The 16321-nt window shown below is 63.5% G+C and carries 14 protein-coding genes; 11 read left to right on the top strand and 3 right to left on the bottom strand.

Translation table 11 applies throughout. The features are described from left to right. Positions 1–70: 70 nt before the first annotated feature. Genes ACWEQQ_RS04955 through purU form a run of 8 tightly spaced genes read left to right on the top strand, consistent with a single transcriptional unit; the run spans position 71 to position 6741 of the window. Positions 71–736, top strand: coding sequence for an RraA family protein (locus ACWEQQ_RS04955; RefSeq protein ID WP_452347189.1), 666 nt, complete (start codon positions 71–73; stop codon positions 734–736). After that, positions 733–1386: an RraA family protein gene (locus tag ACWEQQ_RS04960; protein ID WP_452347190.1), complete on the top strand. Its 654-nt coding sequence runs from the start codon at positions 733–735 to the stop codon at positions 1384–1386. The genes ACWEQQ_RS04955 and ACWEQQ_RS04960 overlap by 4 nt, the downstream gene beginning before the upstream one ends. 22 nt (positions 1387–1408) lie before the next feature. Continuing rightward, entirely contained in the window at positions 1409–2470 is a 1062-nt protein-coding gene (locus ACWEQQ_RS04965; RefSeq protein WP_452347191.1) for an amidohydrolase family protein, read from the top strand. A gap of 18 nt (positions 2471–2488) precedes the next feature. Then, a complete protein-coding gene (locus tag ACWEQQ_RS04970; protein ID WP_452347192.1) occupies positions 2489–3880 on the top strand; it encodes a hypothetical protein in 1392 nt (463 codons plus the stop codon). Next, a complete protein-coding gene (locus tag ACWEQQ_RS04975; protein WP_452347193.1) occupies positions 3877–4281 on the top strand; it encodes a RidA family protein in 405 nt (134 codons plus the stop codon). The genes ACWEQQ_RS04970 and ACWEQQ_RS04975 overlap by 4 nt, the downstream gene beginning before the upstream one ends. 2 nt (positions 4282–4283) lie before the next feature. Further along, positions 4284–5270, top strand: a complete 987-nt coding sequence (locus ACWEQQ_RS04980; RefSeq protein ID WP_452347194.1) for a DODA-type extradiol aromatic ring-opening family dioxygenase — start codon at positions 4284–4286, stop codon at positions 5268–5270. Next, on the top strand, positions 5267–5878 hold the full coding sequence (locus ACWEQQ_RS04985; protein WP_452347195.1) for a 4-carboxy-4-hydroxy-2-oxoadipate aldolase/oxaloacetate decarboxylase: 612 nt from the start codon (positions 5267–5269) through the stop codon (positions 5876–5878). Before ACWEQQ_RS04980 ends, ACWEQQ_RS04985 begins: the two co-directional genes overlap by 4 nt. 20 nt (positions 5879–5898) lie before the next feature. Next, the gene (purU, locus tag ACWEQQ_RS04990) at positions 5899–6741 is read left to right on the top strand and encodes a formyltetrahydrofolate deformylase (protein WP_452347426.1); all 843 of its coding nucleotides are present in this window, start codon (positions 5899–5901) and stop codon (positions 6739–6741) included. Positions 6742–7409: 668 nt separating this feature from the next. Here the strand turns inward: purU and ACWEQQ_RS04995 are convergent. The 3 genes from ACWEQQ_RS04995 to ACWEQQ_RS05005 form a co-directional block, all read right to left on the bottom strand. Then, complete coding sequence (locus tag ACWEQQ_RS04995) at positions 7410–10697, bottom strand: protein kinase domain-containing protein (protein WP_452347196.1); 3288 nt, start codon at positions 10695–10697, stop codon at positions 7410–7412. Between the two features lie 540 nt (positions 10698–11237). Beyond that, complete coding sequence (locus ACWEQQ_RS05000; RefSeq protein WP_452347197.1) at positions 11238–12011, bottom strand: SDR family NAD(P)-dependent oxidoreductase; 774 nt, start codon at positions 12009–12011, stop codon at positions 11238–11240. A 19-nt stretch (positions 12012–12030) separates the two neighbouring features. Next, positions 12031–12846 (bottom strand): sugar phosphate isomerase/epimerase family protein, encoded by an 816-nt coding sequence (locus ACWEQQ_RS05005; RefSeq protein ID WP_452347427.1) that lies wholly within the window; start codon positions 12844–12846, stop codon positions 12031–12033. Positions 12847–13038: 192 nt separating this feature from the next. Here ACWEQQ_RS05005 and ACWEQQ_RS05010 point away from each other — a divergent pair, with 192 nt between their 5' ends. The 3 genes from ACWEQQ_RS05010 to ACWEQQ_RS05020 are packed head-to-tail and all read left to right on the top strand — an operon-like array spanning position 13039 to position 16303. Further along, positions 13039–14388: an MFS transporter gene (locus ACWEQQ_RS05010; RefSeq protein WP_452347198.1), complete on the top strand. Its 1350-nt coding sequence runs from the start codon at positions 13039–13041 to the stop codon at positions 14386–14388. Positions 14389–14426: 38 nt separating this feature from the next. Further along, positions 14427–15317 (top strand): transketolase, encoded by an 891-nt coding sequence (locus ACWEQQ_RS05015; RefSeq protein WP_452347199.1) that lies wholly within the window; start codon positions 14427–14429, stop codon positions 15315–15317. Continuing rightward, entirely contained in the window at positions 15314–16303 is a 990-nt protein-coding gene (locus ACWEQQ_RS05020) for a transketolase family protein (RefSeq protein WP_452347200.1), read from the top strand. Before ACWEQQ_RS05015 ends, ACWEQQ_RS05020 begins: the two co-directional genes overlap by 4 nt. Positions 16304–16321: the final 18 nt, after the last annotated feature.

Here is a 16321-nt window from a genome sequence, read left to right on the forward strand (position 1 = left end):
GCCCTCGGCAGGTCTCGTCCCATGAGACTACCTCTCGATGCCGCGCCGGTCTCGGTCCGAAAATGCGCATATGAACGACCCAGTGCCGTGGCTCGCCCGGTTCGACACCCCCACGATCTCCGACGCACTGGATGCCCTCGGACTCCCGGGCGCGATCTCTGGAATCGCACCGGTGTGGCGATGCCCGCGCCTCGTCGGTCGCGTCCAGACGCTTGAACTCGGCTCCGCGCCGACCGGTCCGGCTACGTCGAACCGGCACCTAGGCGCCAAGTCGCTCGCCGCGGCGCGGCCCGGAGACGTGATCGTGGTGGACAACCGTGCCGGTGCGGGAGCATCGGCCGGCTGGGGCGGACTGCTGTCGCTGGCTGCGACGCTCCGGCAGGTCGGCGGTGTCGTTGTCTACGGCGCGTGTCGTGACGTCGATGACATCGAGGCGGCGAGGCTACCGGTCTTCGCGCATTCTGCGACCCCGCGCACCGCGCGTTCCCGGACCGTTGAGGTCTCGACCAACACACCCTTGGTGTTCGAGGAGGTCACCGTAAGCCCAGGAGACCTCGTGATCGCTGATCGATCGGGGGTGGTCTTTGTCCCACTTGACCGGGCTGCCGAGGTGCTGAGCCGGGCTGAGGAGATCTATGTGAAAGAGGAAAACATGGCAACGAGACTGCGGAACGGCGCCGATGTGACCGAGGTGCTGACCGGCGAGTACGAGCGCATGCTGAGCGCTGACCGATGAGCGCGCTCGATTTCGGGTCGCTCCTGTCGCTGTCCACGCCGACGATCTCGGACGCGCTCGACAAGCTCGGCATTGTTGGGCAGGCGAGTTCGATCATGAGGATCACCGGCTCCGGCACTGTGGTGGGCCCGGCGTTCACCGTCCAGTATCAGCCGGTCGGAACCGAGGGCGGCACTGTGGGTGACTACATCGACGACGTGGAAGCCGGCGCGTTCGTCGTCCTGGCCAACCATGCCCGTACCGACGTGACTGTCTGGGGGGGACTGTTGTCCGAGATTGCAGTCAAGCGCAGGATCGCGGGCACCGCGATCGACGGCGTCTGCCGTGACACGCCTCGCGCCGCGGCAATCGGTTACCCGCTTTTCACGCGAGGGCGGTGGATGCGTACCGGTAAGGACCGAGTGCGGGCGTCCGCGGTGCAAGTTCCCGTGGTGCTCGGCGATCTTCTGGTCCGCCCCGGGGATCTCGTCGTGGGCGATGACGACGGGTTGCTGGTGCTCCCCGCCGAACGGGTCACCGAGATCACCGACTTGGCAGTCTCCATTGAGAAGGCGGAGCAGGCGATCCACGCAGATGCGGTCGAAGGCGGCCTGCGTCTCGACGAGGCCCGAAAACGACACGGCTACCACTCCTTGCAGACCCGACGATGACCTCATCCGACGAAAGGCTCCCATGTACCACGGCAAGATTGTCATAGATGCTCACGGGCACATGTCCACCCCGCCGGAGTTCCGCGCGTATGCGTACAACATCCTGGCGCTGCGGACTGCGTCCGGTTTCGGCTCGCTGTCGATATCGGACGATCGCATGTCCGAAGCGATCCAGGGGCATCTGGCCGCGCTCGACGAGCGCCGGATCGACGTGCAGCTACTGTCGCCGCGACCGGTGGCGATGATGCACTGGGAGCGGCCATATCTGGTCGAGGCGTGGACGCAGACGACTAACGATGTCATCGCCCAGCAGTGCAGCCTCGCGCCCGGCCGTTTCGTCGGAGTAGCGCAGCTTCCGCAGAACCAGGAACGCGATACGTCGCACCTCCTGACGGAGCTGGCCCGTTGTGTGGACGAGCTGGGATTCGTGGCTGCTCTGGTCAACCCGGACCCGGGCGGCGACCGAGCAGCTCCGGGGATGAACGACCCGTACTGGTTTCCGTTGTACGAAATGGCGGCGGACCAGCAGATAACCCTGATCGTGCACCCATCAAGCAGCCGGGACCCGCGGCTGGACATCATTCCGCACAGCTACCAGTACAACAACCTCGCTGAGGAGACCTTGGCGATGTTGTTGCTGCAGCACAGCGACGTGTTCGACCGGTTCCCCGCGTTACGGGTCGTGGTGTGCCATTGCGGCGGTGCGCTGCGGCGGATGCTGGAGCACGGACCGGCCACGGGGAGCACCCACGGGGGTTCGGCAACGATGCCGGTCAGCCGAGCCGAACACAAGGCTCCCCGGGATCTGACCGGCAATCTCTACGTCGACACCTGCGCCTACGACCCGATCTTCCTGCGTGGCGCGATCCGTCAGTACGGCGTCGAGCGCATGGTGTTCGGCAGCGAAGTGCCGGGTTCGGGCAGCTCGATCCTTAACACCACCACGAACCGTCCGAGCGATGACCTGGTCGCCGTGCTCGAAAGCTTCGACTTTCTCGACGACTCCGAGCGAGTTCGCCTGATGCACGACAACCAGTTCGCGGTGTTCCCGCGCCTTGTCAGCGCACTGCGGCAAACGGCTTGACGGAAGAGGAAGGACACCATGAAGCGCGACATCCGGTTCGCCCATACGCCGGCGATGCCCTACAACCCAGCGGTTAACAACTACGTCAGCCGTGGCGGGTTGTCCGGCGTTATGTTGCCGTACGAGATCACCGGCTGGGAGAACGAAAGCCTGTCCTGGAAACAAGATTGCTACCTGCACACGATGCTGTCCGGGACCGGCAAGAATGTTATCTTGCGCGGACCCGGCGCCGAAGCGTTGCTGAGCTACGCATTCGTCAACAACTTCGCGCTGGAGAAGTTCCCGGTGGGAGCGGCGAAGCACGTCGTGACGTGTTCGCCGGCAGGCAATATCGGCGCCGACGGAATGTGCCTGCGGCTCGCCGAAGACACCTTCGAGATGAATGTGCGCCAGCCGTTCGTCTCGATGTACGCCGAGTCCGGCCGCTTCGACGTGGAGCCGTTCGAGCCGCACTCCTCGCAGGGGCTGATCTTCCAGCTCGGCGGGCCCCGATCGCTCGAAGTGCTCGAGCATGCCGCCTGCGAGGACTTACATGACCTTCGGTTCATGCGGTTCAGGACGGCGCACATCCTGGGCCATCCGGTGAGGGTAGTCCGGATGGGCATGGCCGGCACGCTGTCCTACGAGATACATGCCTACAGCCTCGAGCACGTCACGGAGCTCTTCGACGAGATTGTGCGCGTCGGTCAGCAGTTCGGGCTGCGGGTCCTGGGCCGACTCGCCTACATGAGCAACCACACCGAGAACGGATACCCGCAGCAGGGATTGCATTTCATGTCGGATTGGAGTGATCCCGCCGTTCGGGCCTATCTCGACGGTCATAACCACGCCATCGACGGTGGCGACGTGTACACAGCGGAGCTACGCGGAAGCTTGAAGGACCAAGGGCGGCCCGCCTACCGGCTCAACCCGTTCGAGGCCGGCTGGGGACGGTCCATCAACTGGGAGCACGAGTTCGTCGGGCGCGAGGCTCTACTGTCCATTCGGGACAATCCACAAACCCGCAAAGTGGTGACCCTGGAATGGGATCCTCACGACCTTCTCGAAGTCGTGAAGACGTATTTCGACGACACTCCCGGTGTCGCCCCCCATATGCAGTTCCCGCAGAACCTTCTCGACTCCCCGTCCGGGAATTTCCAGGACAAGGTCGTGGACGGCGTCGGCAACCTGATCGGGAAGTCGGCGGGGCGCCTGTACACGCTGCACTACAAGAAGATGATCTCGCTGGGATTTCTGGACCCTGCCTTCACCGAGATCGGTAGTGAGGTGACCGTCATCTGGGGCGAGCCCGAAACCCGACAGATCCCGGTCCGTGCCACGGTCACCCGTTTCCCGTACCTGGACCTACCCCCGAACGCAAAGTTCGATATCGACGGTATTCCCAGTTATGACGCGGGGAGGTCGGCGTGAGCACCGAGCGGCGACGGTCGATCGAGATCCCGGGCGCACCACACAAAGCACCGATTCCGAGCGGTGCACGCATCGGCAATGTGGTGTTCTCCTCTGCCATCAACGGTTCTGACCCGTCGACGGGACAGATCCCGGACGACGGCCAGGCCCAGGTCGGGTTCGCGTTCACCAACCTGCGGACCTTCCTCGACCAGGCCGGTGTGACGGCCGAGGACGTCGTCCGGATGACGGTGCATCTGGAGGATCGGAGTCTCCGGCCGGCGCTGGACGAGCAGTGGATCGCGCTGTTCCCCGATCCGGAGAGCCGGCCAGCGAGGCATGCGATGAACCTACCGCTCAACCAGAACATGCTCATTCAGCTCGAAATCGTCGCGGTGGCCCGCGACCAGGAAGAAGGTTAGTGATGGCCCGCTTGACAGGGGTTGTGTTCACGTCTCACAGCGGCTACACCACGTTGCCGCCCGATGTGTGGGCGAAACGCCGTGACAGCCGTTCGTATCGTGAGGGTGTGCCGGTCGAGTCGCAGGAGGAGATGGTCGTCAAATGGGAGCGTACTCAAGCCGGTATTGCCGCGCTGCGCCGCAAGATCGAGGAGTGGCAGCCCGACGTCCTCCTAGTGATCGGGGATGACCAGGAGGAGTGCTTCACCTTCGAGAATCACCCGTCGATCGCAGTGTATGTGGGGGCCGAATTCTCCGGCTTCCCGCCTGGTGTGCGCCGCTCGCCGGACCCGGCTGCACCGGTGCCCGATATGGTCACCGTGCCTGGAGCACCTGAGCTGGCGCAGGCTGTCCTGAATGGACTGTTGGAACAGGACTTCGACCCCGCGTTCATGACCGGCCTGCCCCGGCCCGAGGCCGGAATGTCTCATGCAGTCATGAAGGTGGCCGGCTTCTTCACGGATTACACGATCCCGATCGTCCCGGTGCTGATCAACGCCTTCTACGCCCCGCAGCTGACCGGCAGTCGGGTCAACCGGCTCGGCAAGGCGCTGCGGACGATTCTGGACAGCTATCCCGAGGACATCTCGGTCGCGGTCATCGCTTCGGGCGGCCTCTGGCACACTCCGGGTCGGCCGAAGTCGTGGGTGAACGAGGAGTTCGATCAGGCTGGTCTGAACTATCTGCGTGAAGGTGATATGAAGGGGTGGGCGGCGTATTTCGATGCCTACGACGCCAGCGATGATCCCAGTCAGGACGTGAGCACAGCCGGGCCTGGGACGTCGGGACTGAAGAGCCCGGGCGGGCCGCAGTTCGGGACGCGCGAGTCGCTGTGTTGGATAACCGCAGGCTCGATGATCGAAGGGCGCCCGGCGACAATCGTCGACTACGTGCCGATCTATGCATCGCCGATCGGGCACGGCTTCGCTTTCAGTGACGTGGCTTCATGAGTGTCGCCGGTTCAGCTTCGGTCCACGAGGCGGCGGGGCGGCGCGGGGCGTTGCCGTCCCGGATCAAGCCGGTTTCACCATCGATGAGGGTGCTCGGCCCGGCTTTTCCGGTCCGTTGCCCGCCTGGTGACAATCTCTGGCTGCACTGGGCTCTTGCCGCCGCTCCGGCTGGCGCGGTGCTCGTCGTCGCCGTGCCCGGAGATGCCGAATATGGCTACTGGGGCGAGATCATGTGCCATGCCGCAATGGCCCGGGGCATCGCCGGCCTGGTGATCGACGGCGGGATCCGCGACTCGGCCGTGCTGGCCGAGCTGGGCTTCCCGGTGTTCAGCAACGGGATCTGTATCCGGGGCACTGGCAAGGACCCCGATAGCGACGGTGCCCTGAACTCTGCTGTCACGCTCGGCGAGATCACGATCGAGCCCGGTGACCTGGTGGTCGGCGACGAGGACGGCGTGGTCGTTCTGCCCGCTGCTGACGCCGAGTACATCCTGGCCCGCGCCCGTCAGCGGGACGAGGACGAGATCAAGATCATCTCGGAGTTGGCGAACGGCCGTACGACGGTCGACATTTACGCATTACCACCCCACTTGAGGAGTGTCCTGTGACCCCACAATCTCCCCGCGCAGTGCTCATGTTGTCGTGTGCTGACGTGCCAGGCATCGTGTATTCCGTCTCGGGTGTGCTGAAACGACGTGATTGCACGATCCTGCAGAGCCAGCAGTTCAGTGACCCGATAAGCGGCCATTTCTTCATGCGGGTCGAGTTTGCGCAGCAGGACGGCACGGCGCCCGATCATGAACAACTGAGCGCCGACCTCGCCCCGATCGCCGATCGGTTCGGGATGACCATGCGGCTGGTGGATCCCGCTCGCCCGCAGCGAGTCGTGATCATGGTCAGCAAGTTGGGGCACTGTCTCAATGACCTGTTGTACCGCAACTCGGTGCACGATCTCAACGTGGACGCCGTCGCGGTGGTGTCGAACCATGAAGACCTGCGCCCGCTGGCCGAGAGCTACGGGGTGGACTTCGTGCACATGCCAGTGCCCGCTGGAGGGAAGCCGGAAGCCGAGGCCAAGCTCCTCGAGCTGGTGACCGAGCGGCGGGTGGATCTGGTGGTGCTGGCTCGGTACATGCAGATCCTCTCCGACGATCTGTGCAAGCATCTCGAGGGCCGGGCGATCAACATCCACCACTCGATGCTGCCTAGTTTCAAGGGAGCAAAGCCTTACCACCAGGCGTTTGCACGCGGGGTGAAGTACGTCGGCGCTACGGCCCATTACGTGACCGCTGATCTGGATGAGGGCCCGATCATCGAGCAGCAGCTCGTCCGTGTCGACCACTCGTTCAGCCCCGAGCTGTTGTCTGTCCGTGGCCGGGACGCGGAGAACCAGGCCCTTGCCCGTGCGGTCCGCTGGCATACCGAAAACCGGGTGGCGTTGGACGGTACCCGGACCGTAGTCCTCCGCTGACCGGGCTGCTACCCCGCGACTGTCTTTTCAGGGAAGTGGGGAGCTTCGGCAAAAAATAAGGCGTTGAGCTGTCCATCAGCGAGAACAAGGAGCTGGGGCAGAGTTCTTGCCACAGACGGAGGCGCTGGCGGTGGTAGGAGCTTAGGCCTGTGTCGAAGTGGTGAGGGCGGGCTGTTGGGCCCGTCTCATTGGTGTCGGAGCCATTGGTTGATTGCGGTGATGTGGATGGTCGTGAGGTGGCCCTGGAGCCCGATTGAGTTCGTGTCATCTGCACGCGCAGGGGCGGCCTCTATCAAGATTTAGGGATGTTCGAGGCGTATTCAGCCCTGGTCGGCCCGACTGTGATTTGGCAGCGATGCTGGCCGACGGTCCGAGATCGAACAGCCTACGCTATCCGGTCGTTTTGCCCAGGGAGGCACACGAGGTGTGCAAGTCAGCCGTCCAGGCGGCTCTCCAGCTCATCGACGGTCGGTAGAATGTCGAGCCATCAACTCCCCACTGGGGACGCGCAGTCAGGGAGCTGGTTTCGCGTAAACCGACCCAAGATTGCGTACAGCGCCGCAACGCGGTCGATGACGTCGCCTGGCTGATCGCAACTTCCGCCTCGCAGCGCCGTCGCAACGTCCGGACGACGGCGGCTGATGGTCTCGATACCTTCGAGCATTCGATTACTCGGCGGTGTCGTGGGTCTGGGCTATGGCCCACGCTGCGATCTGCGTGCGCGAGGTGAAGCCGAGTTTGGTGAGGATATGTTCGACGTGCCCTTGCGCGGTCCGTGGCGAAATGACCAGGCGGTCGGCGATTGCCTTGTTGGTCAGTCCTTCGGCGACGAGGTTGGCGACCTGGCGTTCGCGCGCGGTTAGGCTCTCAAGCAAACGATCGGGCAGGGAGGTCGTTCGGGATTGCTCGCCGAGTGCGAAAGCGACTGCGGCATCGAGACTCATCGCGGCGCCCTCGTGCCGGGCGGCATCGAATGCGCGTGCACCGAGCATTCGGCGGCTGCGCTGCTCGCATTCGTCATGAGAGGTGGGCAGTCCGCGAATAAAAACAGCGGACGCGCCCGCAAGGCGTCCCAAGGTATCCGCCGCGCCCATAAGGACAGCCGCACGCTTAGCATCGAGTTGTTCCGCGGCGATCCAGGCCAGCGTGTCGAGACAGCCGGTGGCGACGAGCGGATCGGCGGCCATGTGGGCCAATCGAATTCCCTCCGCGAGCGAGCGCGTGGCACGGTTGGGCTCACCGCCGCGCCACGCGGCGAATCCCGTTGTCCACAGTGCCCACGACCGGTAGATCGTTTCACCGGCGGATTCGGTGAGGTCGAGTGTCTTCTCCTGGCAGGCGAGGGCTCGGACGGTATCGCCTTGCAGAGCGTAGGCCCATCCCAGCGAGTTCCGGGCGTCCAACTGCATTCCGCGGTCACCGCAGAGCTCGTAGGTGTGCAGCGCGTATTCCAGATCGGCAACCGTCCGGGACGGATCCCAATCGCCACAGGTGAAGGCATAATTTGCCCGGGTGTGTGCGAGCAGCGCCGGGACCATCGGGTCAGTTGTTTGCTCGGTCAGGGCGGCCAGTTCCCTAACATGGCCGGCGGCGGTCTGTGCGTCACCCTGAAGCCCTGCCATCAGGCCGGCAGCGTAGAGCGCCTTGGCGCGGTCCACCGTCCGTCCTCCGGACGGGCGGGCGAGAACCCGTTCGTACCACCGGCGCCCTTCGCTGGTCCTGCCCCGCAACAGCCAGAACAAGTACAGGGTGGTAGCCATCCGCAGCCCACTGTCCTCGGACGCGGTCAGGCTGAACTCCAGCGCTTTCCAAAGATTAGGTAGCTCGCGCTCGAGCCGTTCGACCCAGTCCAGCTGGTGCGGCCCGATCCAGTTGGCATCCGCCTCGTGTACCAGTTGCTCGCACCATTCCCGATGCTGTCGGCGCAGGAGGGGATACTCCCCGGACTCCTCGCCCTTCTCCTGACCAAATTCGCGGACCGTCTCGAGCATCTGGAACCGCACCGAGCCGGCCACTTCCTTGCGGATGAGGATCGATTTGTCCACCAGGCCCGACAACGTATCGTGCAAATCTGGCTCGGTCATGTCGGCGGAACACACTTGCAGGGCCGCGTCGAGTTCGAACCCGCCGGTGAACACCGATAGTCGACTCCACAGCCGCTGTTCGTCCGGTGTGCACAGGTCATAGCTCCAGTCCATGCTGTAGTGCATCGTCTGCTGCCGCCTGGGTGCGCTGCGGCTGCCCCGAGTCAGGAGGGCGTAGCGGTCGTTGAGCCGGGTCAGGATCTGTTCGACGGACATCGTCCGCAGGCGCGCTGCGGCGAGTTCTATCGCCAGCGGTAGGCCGTCCAGCCGTGCACAGATCCTGGCGGCGTACAACCTGTTGTCGTCGCTCACCTCGTACCCGGGCACTGCCGCGGCTGCCCGCTCTGCGAAGAGTGTCACCGCGTCGTAGCGTGCCACAGTCCGCAACGGCGGCTCGGTGGCCGGATCGGGTATATCCAGCGGCGGCAGCGGGTATACCGCCTCCCCCTCGATATCCAGGGCCTCGCGACTGGTGGCCAGGATCCGCACATCCGGGCAGGCTCGCATGAGCGATTCGGCCAGCTGTGCGACCGCCTCCACCATATGTTCGCAGTTGTCCAATACGAGGAGCAGTTCATGGGGGGCCAGTAGCTCGATCAGCGTATCGAGTGTCGATCCACCGCCGTGATCGGACAGACCGAAGATGGCAGCCACGACATTCGGCAGCGACTCATCGTCACGCAGGTCGCCCAACTCGATCAGCCATGTCCCATTCTTGAATTTCCGCCGCAGGTTGTGAGCGACTCGCAAGGCGAGCCGTGACTTGCCTACGCCCCCGATCCCGGTCAGCGTCACCAGACGCGAGCCGGACAACAGGTTCCTGACTTCGGACTGCGGGGTCCTCCGATCGACGAAGCTGGTCAGCTCCAAGGGGAGATTTCCCGTCCCTGCCCGCAATCCGTCGCCGCGGAAATGTGTAACTTTGTGTGGCACCGCATCTTGCGACGCGGTGGCAGATTCCTGTGCGGCGTCGAACTCGGCCGGCAGCGCCATTTCGTCGACCGAAAAGCCGTGGTCTCGCTGTATCTGCCGCAACTGCGCACCCAACGCTGCTGCGGTGGGGCGGTCGTGCGGGTCACGAGCCATCGCCGCCTCGATGGTCGCGCTCACGTCCTCGGGGATGCCGGACTCACGCAGGTCCGGGATCGGGTGGGTGGTGATCCGCACGAATTGAGCCACCATTTGTTCGCCGCTGCGGCGTTCGAATGCGGCGTGCCCGGTGAGTGCCCAGAACAATGTGGCGCCCAGCCCGTACACGTCCGAGGCGGGACTCTGAGTCTGACCGCCGAGCACTTCGGGTGCGGTGAAGGCGGGCGAGCCTGTGATCGCACCGGACGTCGTCTCGTACCCGCCGGCGAAGTGGGCGATCCCGAAATCCGTCAGCGCCGGCTCGCCGTAATCGGTCAGCAGGATATTGGCCGGTTTGACATCACGATGCAGAACACCCATCCGATGGGCCGTCTCCAGCGCCCCCGCGGTCTTCACTCCGAGGTGGAGGACCCCGGCGACAGGCAGGGGACCATCTCGCCGGATGCGTGCGTCGAGGGAGCCTCGAGAGTAAAAGGGCATCACCAGGTACGGACGCCCGGTTGCGGTCTCCCCGATCTCGAGCATGCCGGCGATATTCGGATGACCGGTGAGCCGGCCCATCGCGCGTTGCTCGCGCAGGAAACGCTCCCGATTCTCCTGAAGTTCGCCGGTGAGAACCTTGACTGCCACCGTGCGGTCAGCGGCGATCTGACTGCACCGGTATACCACACCAAAACCGCCCCGGCCGATCTCGTCGGCGTCTTCGAACCCAGCCGCGCTCAATTCCGTGATGACATCGACACCGACATCACGCTGTGTCTCGAGTGGGTCGCCGTCAACCATCTGTTGCTCGCAACCGCGGCACATCAGTCAGAATATCCCCGCCGATTGCCTCCGACCACGCCGCTCGCGCCGTCCGTCGGTCCGCACGGGTGAAGCGGGCACGGCGTCCGTCGAATCCCAAGGGTCCGATGGGTGGTGGAGGGTGTGTCGCGGACATCCGACATTCAGAAACTGGGTTTCGGATAATGGGCTAGCCGCCCGAGGTTGTATCACATCCCGGAACTTGATCCGTGGCACCGCGGTCTCCCCGAATGCTGGATGATCGAGAACATCGCCGATCAGATCGGGCAGAAATCCCCGACTCTTTGTTAATCTCGTGCGAGGACTAACTTGGAGCCGGGTCATTCTTGCGGTATTACTGACGACCTACACCTGGCGTGGTGTTTGCCGAAAATCAGTCTACAAGGCATATCTGTAGTTGGGGGTCATCGCCCCTCGGAACGGACCTTGGTTGCGTCTGTCCGGCCGAACTTGATGCAGGGCACCGACCACGGATACTGCGGTCGGCGCCGCGGCGATGGGCTACCAGGGGTCACTGGTTCAGTGCATATGGCTTCCCCCGTTGATGTCGAGGGTGGTTCCGGTGAGGTATGCGGCGTCTGTGCTGGAGAGGAAGGTGATTGCGGCGGCTACTTCGTCGGTGGTGGCGGTGCGGCCCAAGGGGATATCACGAGCGAGGGCGGCTTCGCGCTCGGGAGTGGTGCCGACACGGATATCGGTGTCGACGGCGCCAGGAGTCACGGCGTTGACGGTAACGCCGCTGTCGCCGAGTTCACGGGCGAGGGCTTTGGTGAAGCCGAGGACGGCGGCCTTGGATGCCGAGTACGGCACCTTGCCGAACACGCCTCCACCGCGTTGCGCTGAAACCGAGGACATGTTGACTATGCGGCCGAAGCCATTGGCGAGCATGGCCGGCAGGAAAGCCTTGGTGACGAGATAGGTGCCGGTGGCGTTGACTGCCATCACCTGGTTCCACTGGTCGAGGGTGGTGTCCAGAAATGGGACCGGAGAGGTGATTCCCGCGATGTTGGCCAGCGCGCCGATCGGCGGGAGCGCTCCAGCATGGATCTGGGCCTCGACTGCGGCACGGGCGGCGTCAACGGAACCGGCATCGGCAACGTCGATTTCGTGGCCGAACGCCGGGACTGAGTACGTGTTGGCGATATCTGTGGCGACCTTGGCCGACTTCTCGCCATCCAGATCGAGTACGACAACGGCCCAACCTTCGCGGGCGTAGCGACGGGCGACGGCGATGCCGATGCCGCGGTCGGAGGTGGCGCCGGTGACGATGGCTGCGCGTTGGATGGTGGACATGCTTCTCCTCGATGTCGGGTCAGATGAGTTCGCTGATGTAGTTGGCAGCCGCGCGAGTTGCTGCCGGGCGTTGGATATCGGTGATATCGCGAGTTTCCAGCTCTAGCGAAAATTGTCCGGTATACCCCTGTGCGGCAAGGGATTTCAGTCCGGTGGCGAAGTTCACATCACCGTTCCCGATGCTGAGGTGGATGTTCCCTGGTGCTGCGTCGCGCAAATGCACGTGGGTGATCGACCGACGGAACCGATTCACGAAATCCTCGGGGTCGGCGCCTGAGGCAACGATGTGGCTGAAGTCCATCACGATGCCGACACCGGAGCCGTCAAGTCGATCTGTCAGAGCCTGGGCACGGTCGATATCGCAACAGAGTCGGAAATAGTGCAGGGACTCGGTCCATAATTCGATCCCGAAGCGTTGGGCTGTGTCGTGGGCCGCTATCAGTTTCGCTGCGACGGTGTCCAAGTCATCGTCCAGTGTTGCCAGCGGTGTCCGATCGAGCGCGCCGCAAGGAAGTACCAGCGCTCGCGCGGCGGTCATCGCGGCGAGCGTGAGTAACTGGTCGAGATGTTTGGCGCGGGCAGCCGTGTCGGTAGCGCGATTGAGATCGCCGATGTCCGCATTGATGGAACGAACACGCAGACCTGACTCAGCGACTGTTTTTGCGACCTCGGACACCGCGCGGTCGTCGAGAACGAGAGGCACGTGATCGCAAACTCCCGGCAGCGCTCCGAGGTCGATCTCGATGAAGCCCTGCTCGGCGATCGTCTGCAGAGCGGTCGGTAGGTCTTGGTGGCGAAAGCTGATAGTAGAGCAGCCCAGCCGGGGGTGGGGCATCATCGTTGTCCTCGGTGACATGGTTCGAGTGGTGACCGTTGCCACGCTATAGAACTCTACTGTTAACAGTCAACTGTCGAACACTATCCATGTTGACTGTTGACAGAGAGTTGTGCCTTGTATCACACTGGGCTTGCACTGTTGACAGTCAACAGATGTGAACTTGCTTGATGCGGCGAAAAGGATCCAGTTATGAGCGATGAGGCTCTGGCCATGCGAGGACCCATGCATGGCACAGCCCAGGCACGACGTGTCGCTGTGGGTTCCGGCGTGGGCGCGGTTATCGAGACCTATGACTTCATTGGGTTCGGTACCGCGGCCGCACTCTACTTCGGTAATGCATTCTTCCCAGGTACGGATCCCTTGACCGGCACACTGGCTTCCTTCGCGACGCTGGGTGTCGGCTTTGCAGCTCGCCCGTTGGGCGGGATTCTCGGCGGGCACCTCGGTGACCGGATCGGGCGGAAGCCGGTGCTGGTTGCCTCTTTGATTGTCATGGGCTTGGCCACCTTCGCCATCGGGCTATTGCCCACCTATGCGCAAGCTGGCATTGCCGCGCCGGCGCTGCTGGTTACCGTTCGGATAATTCAGGGGTTGGCATTCGGCGCGGAGTGGGGTGGCGCGATCCTCATGAGCTACGAACACGCCCCCTGGAAGGAGAAGGGTAAGTACACCGGGATCGTGCAGGCGGGTTTTCCGGTCGGGCTCTTGCTGGCCAATCTCGTATTCTTGGGCAGCGTCCATCTCGGCGGTGATTGGGCATGGCGGGTACCGTTCCTCGCCAGTATTGTGCTGGTCGTTGTCGGCCTGATCATCCGGTCCAGGGTGCCCGAGTCCCCGGTGTTCGAGGATGTCAAAGATCGTGGCGACGTAGTCAAGGCGCCGATCGTGCGAGTGCTTCGGACCGATTGGCGCAATATTCTGCGCGGCATCGGACTGCGAGTCGCGGAGACAGCCGGCTATGCAGTGTCGATCACGTACATGATCTCGTACTTGCACAGCAATGGGCTCGCAACGAAAACCCAGACGCTGATCTCACTGTGCGTCGCGGCCGGCATCGGAATCGTCGCGACATTGGGGTGGGCGCGACTGACCGACCGGGTGGGTCGCCGTACCGTCTACCGGTGGTCGTGCGCCTTCGCGGTTGTGTTCGGTTTTGCGATGTTCGTGCTGGTGAATACCGGACTGTTCGTACTGGTCATCGCCACGATCGTGATCGCGTATGCGATCTGCCAGAATTCGCTGGCCGGTGCGCAGGGCGCCTGGTTCCCCGAGTTGTTCCAGGCCGAGACCCGGGCGTCGGGGGCGTCGTTGGCGTACCAGGTGTCGGCAATGGTGTCAGGCTTTACCCCGTTCATCACCACGCTTCTCTATGTCGCTTGGGGTTGGCTGGGCCCTGCCCTGCTGTTCAGTACCTATGCCGCGATCGGGTTGTGTGCCGCGGCGCTGACCCGCGAGACCTGGGGACCTCGGGAACGTCGGCTGGCCGATCTCGCGGCCGATTCGCCTGCCGTGGTTTCCGCAGCCGAACTCCACCGCTGAGTTCGTAGTCGTCGACTTGATTAATCGAAAGGAATTTTGTGACCATCACTGTGCGGACCGGACCGATACCAGCGACCCCGCGGGACCGACTGGACCGAGTTCGGGATGCGGCCTACCGGATGCGCCACCACGCGCTCGCTATGGGTGAGGCGCAGGGACAGGGATATGTCGGCCAGGCTCTCGGTGCAGCCGACATCTTCGCCGTTGTCTACGCCGATCAGCTCCGATATCGAGCAGATGATCCGAACTGGGAGGCCCGAGATCGGTTTTTGCTGTCCACCGGTCACTACGCGATCGGGTTCTATGCTGCTCTCGCCGAAGCCGGGATCGTCCCGATCGAGGAACTCGAGACCTACGGGTCCGACGATTCCCGCCTTCCGATGTCGGGAATGTCGACCTACACCCCCGGCATGGAGATTTCAGGTGGATCGCTGGGGCACGGATTGACAATCGCGGTCGGTACTGCGCTCGGCTTACGTCATCAGGGAGCGAATACCCGGGTGTTCAACTTCTTGTCCGACGGTGAGCTCGATGAAGGCTCCACGTGGGAAGCAGCCATCGGCGCATCCCATCATCGTCTGGGCAACCTGACCGCGATTGTCGACATCAACGCGCTACAGGCCGACGGCCCAACCGACACCGTGCTGCGCACTGAACCTGTGGCAGACAAGTGGGCTGCCTTTGGCTGGTTCGTGCAGCGCGTCAACGGCAACGACATCCCCGCCTTGCTGGAAGCGTTCGATCAGGCGGCCGAGCAGTCCACGATGCACGGCCGACCGTCGATCATCTTGTGCGACACCAGAATCGGCAACGGAGTACCGCTGTTGGAACAGCGTGAAAAGGCACACTTCCTGCGCATCGAAGAAAACGAATGGCAGATCTGCCGGGAACAGTTGACCGCCGGTTACCAAGGAGGCACCACCGCATGACGACCACGAAGCCCCGGCCGCGCACTTCGGCGATGATCGCCTCCTTCGCCGATCCTGGCCAGAAGACAACGTCAGCGCCATTCGGGCATGCGTTGGTTGCCGCGGCGCAGGACGACACACGCATCGTCGGCCTCACCGCCGACCTGGGCAAGTACACCGATATGCATATCTTCGCCGAGGCGTTTCCGGAACGCTTTTTCCAAATGGGGATGGCCGAGCAACTACTGCTCGGCGCGGCGGCAGGCATGGCGCAGACCGGGTTGGTGCCTTTCGCGTCCACCTACGCGGTCTTTGCCGCGCGGCGCGCCTATGACTTCTTGTGCCTCGATATCGCCGAGCCGAACCTCAACGTCAACATCGTCGGTGGGCTGCCCGGCCTGACCACGGGGTACGGGCCTTCACACCAGGCCACCGAGGACATCGCGATCTTCCGTGGCATGCCGAATCTGACCATCGTCGATCCCTGCGATTCGGTGGACATCGAACAGGCGGTACCACAGCTTGCTGCCAGTGACGGCCCGACTTATCTGCGGCTGCTGCGCGGCAAGGTGCCTACGGTGCTCGATGAATACGACTACACGTTCGAACTTGGCAAAGCGAAGGTGTTGCGCGGCGGCGCCGACGTCGTGTTCGTTTCGAGCGGTCTGATGACGATGCGCGCTCTGCAAGCAGCAAATGAGCTCGCTGCACATAACGTCGATGTCGCCGTGGTCCACACTCCGACGATCAAACCTTTCGACGCCGCAACGGTTCTCGCCGAAATCGACAGCGGCAGGCTGGCGGTCACCCTCGAGAACCACACCGTGGTCGGTGGCCTGTTCGAAACTGTTGCCGCCGCCGCCACACGGGTCGGGCTGGGAAAACGGGTCGTGCCGATCGGGTTGCCCGACCGGTTCCTCGAGGCGGGCGCGCTGCCCACTCTCCATGACCGTTACGGACTGTCAACGGGCCGGATCATCGCGCGAGTTCTGAAGGAGCTCGGCTGACCGTGCGGTGAGCGCGAA

The organism is Nocardia sp. NPDC004123 (genome assembly GCF_053603795.1).

Coding starts and splice junctions, on each gene's coding strand:
- ACWEQQ_RS04955 (WP_452347189.1), top strand. CDS start 71: ATGAACGACCCAGTGCCGTGGCTCGCCCGGTTCGACACCCCCACGATC.
- ACWEQQ_RS04960 (WP_452347190.1), top strand. CDS start 733: ATGAGCGCGCTCGATTTCGGGTCGCTCCTGTCGCTGTCCACGCCGACG.
- ACWEQQ_RS04965 (WP_452347191.1), top strand. CDS start 1,409: ATGTACCACGGCAAGATTGTCATAGATGCTCACGGGCACATGTCCACC.
- ACWEQQ_RS04970 (WP_452347192.1), top strand. CDS start 2,489: ATGAAGCGCGACATCCGGTTCGCCCATACGCCGGCGATGCCCTACAAC.
- ACWEQQ_RS04980 (WP_452347194.1), top strand. CDS start 4,284: ATGGCCCGCTTGACAGGGGTTGTGTTCACGTCTCACAGCGGCTACACC.
- ACWEQQ_RS04985 (WP_452347195.1), top strand. CDS start 5,267: ATGAGTGTCGCCGGTTCAGCTTCGGTCCACGAGGCGGCGGGGCGGCGC.
- ACWEQQ_RS04995 (WP_452347196.1), bottom strand. CDS start 10,697: ATGGTTGACGGCGACCCACTCGAGACACAGCGTGATGTCGGTGTCGAT.
- ACWEQQ_RS05000 (WP_452347197.1), bottom strand. CDS start 12,011: ATGTCCACCATCCAACGCGCAGCCATCGTCACCGGCGCCACCTCCGAC.
- ACWEQQ_RS05005 (WP_452347427.1), bottom strand. CDS start 12,846: ATGCCCCACCCCCGGCTGGGCTGCTCTACTATCAGCTTTCGCCACCAA.
- ACWEQQ_RS05010 (WP_452347198.1), top strand. CDS start 13,039: ATGAGCGATGAGGCTCTGGCCATGCGAGGACCCATGCATGGCACAGCC.
- ACWEQQ_RS05020 (WP_452347200.1), top strand. CDS start 15,314: ATGACGACCACGAAGCCCCGGCCGCGCACTTCGGCGATGATCGCCTCC.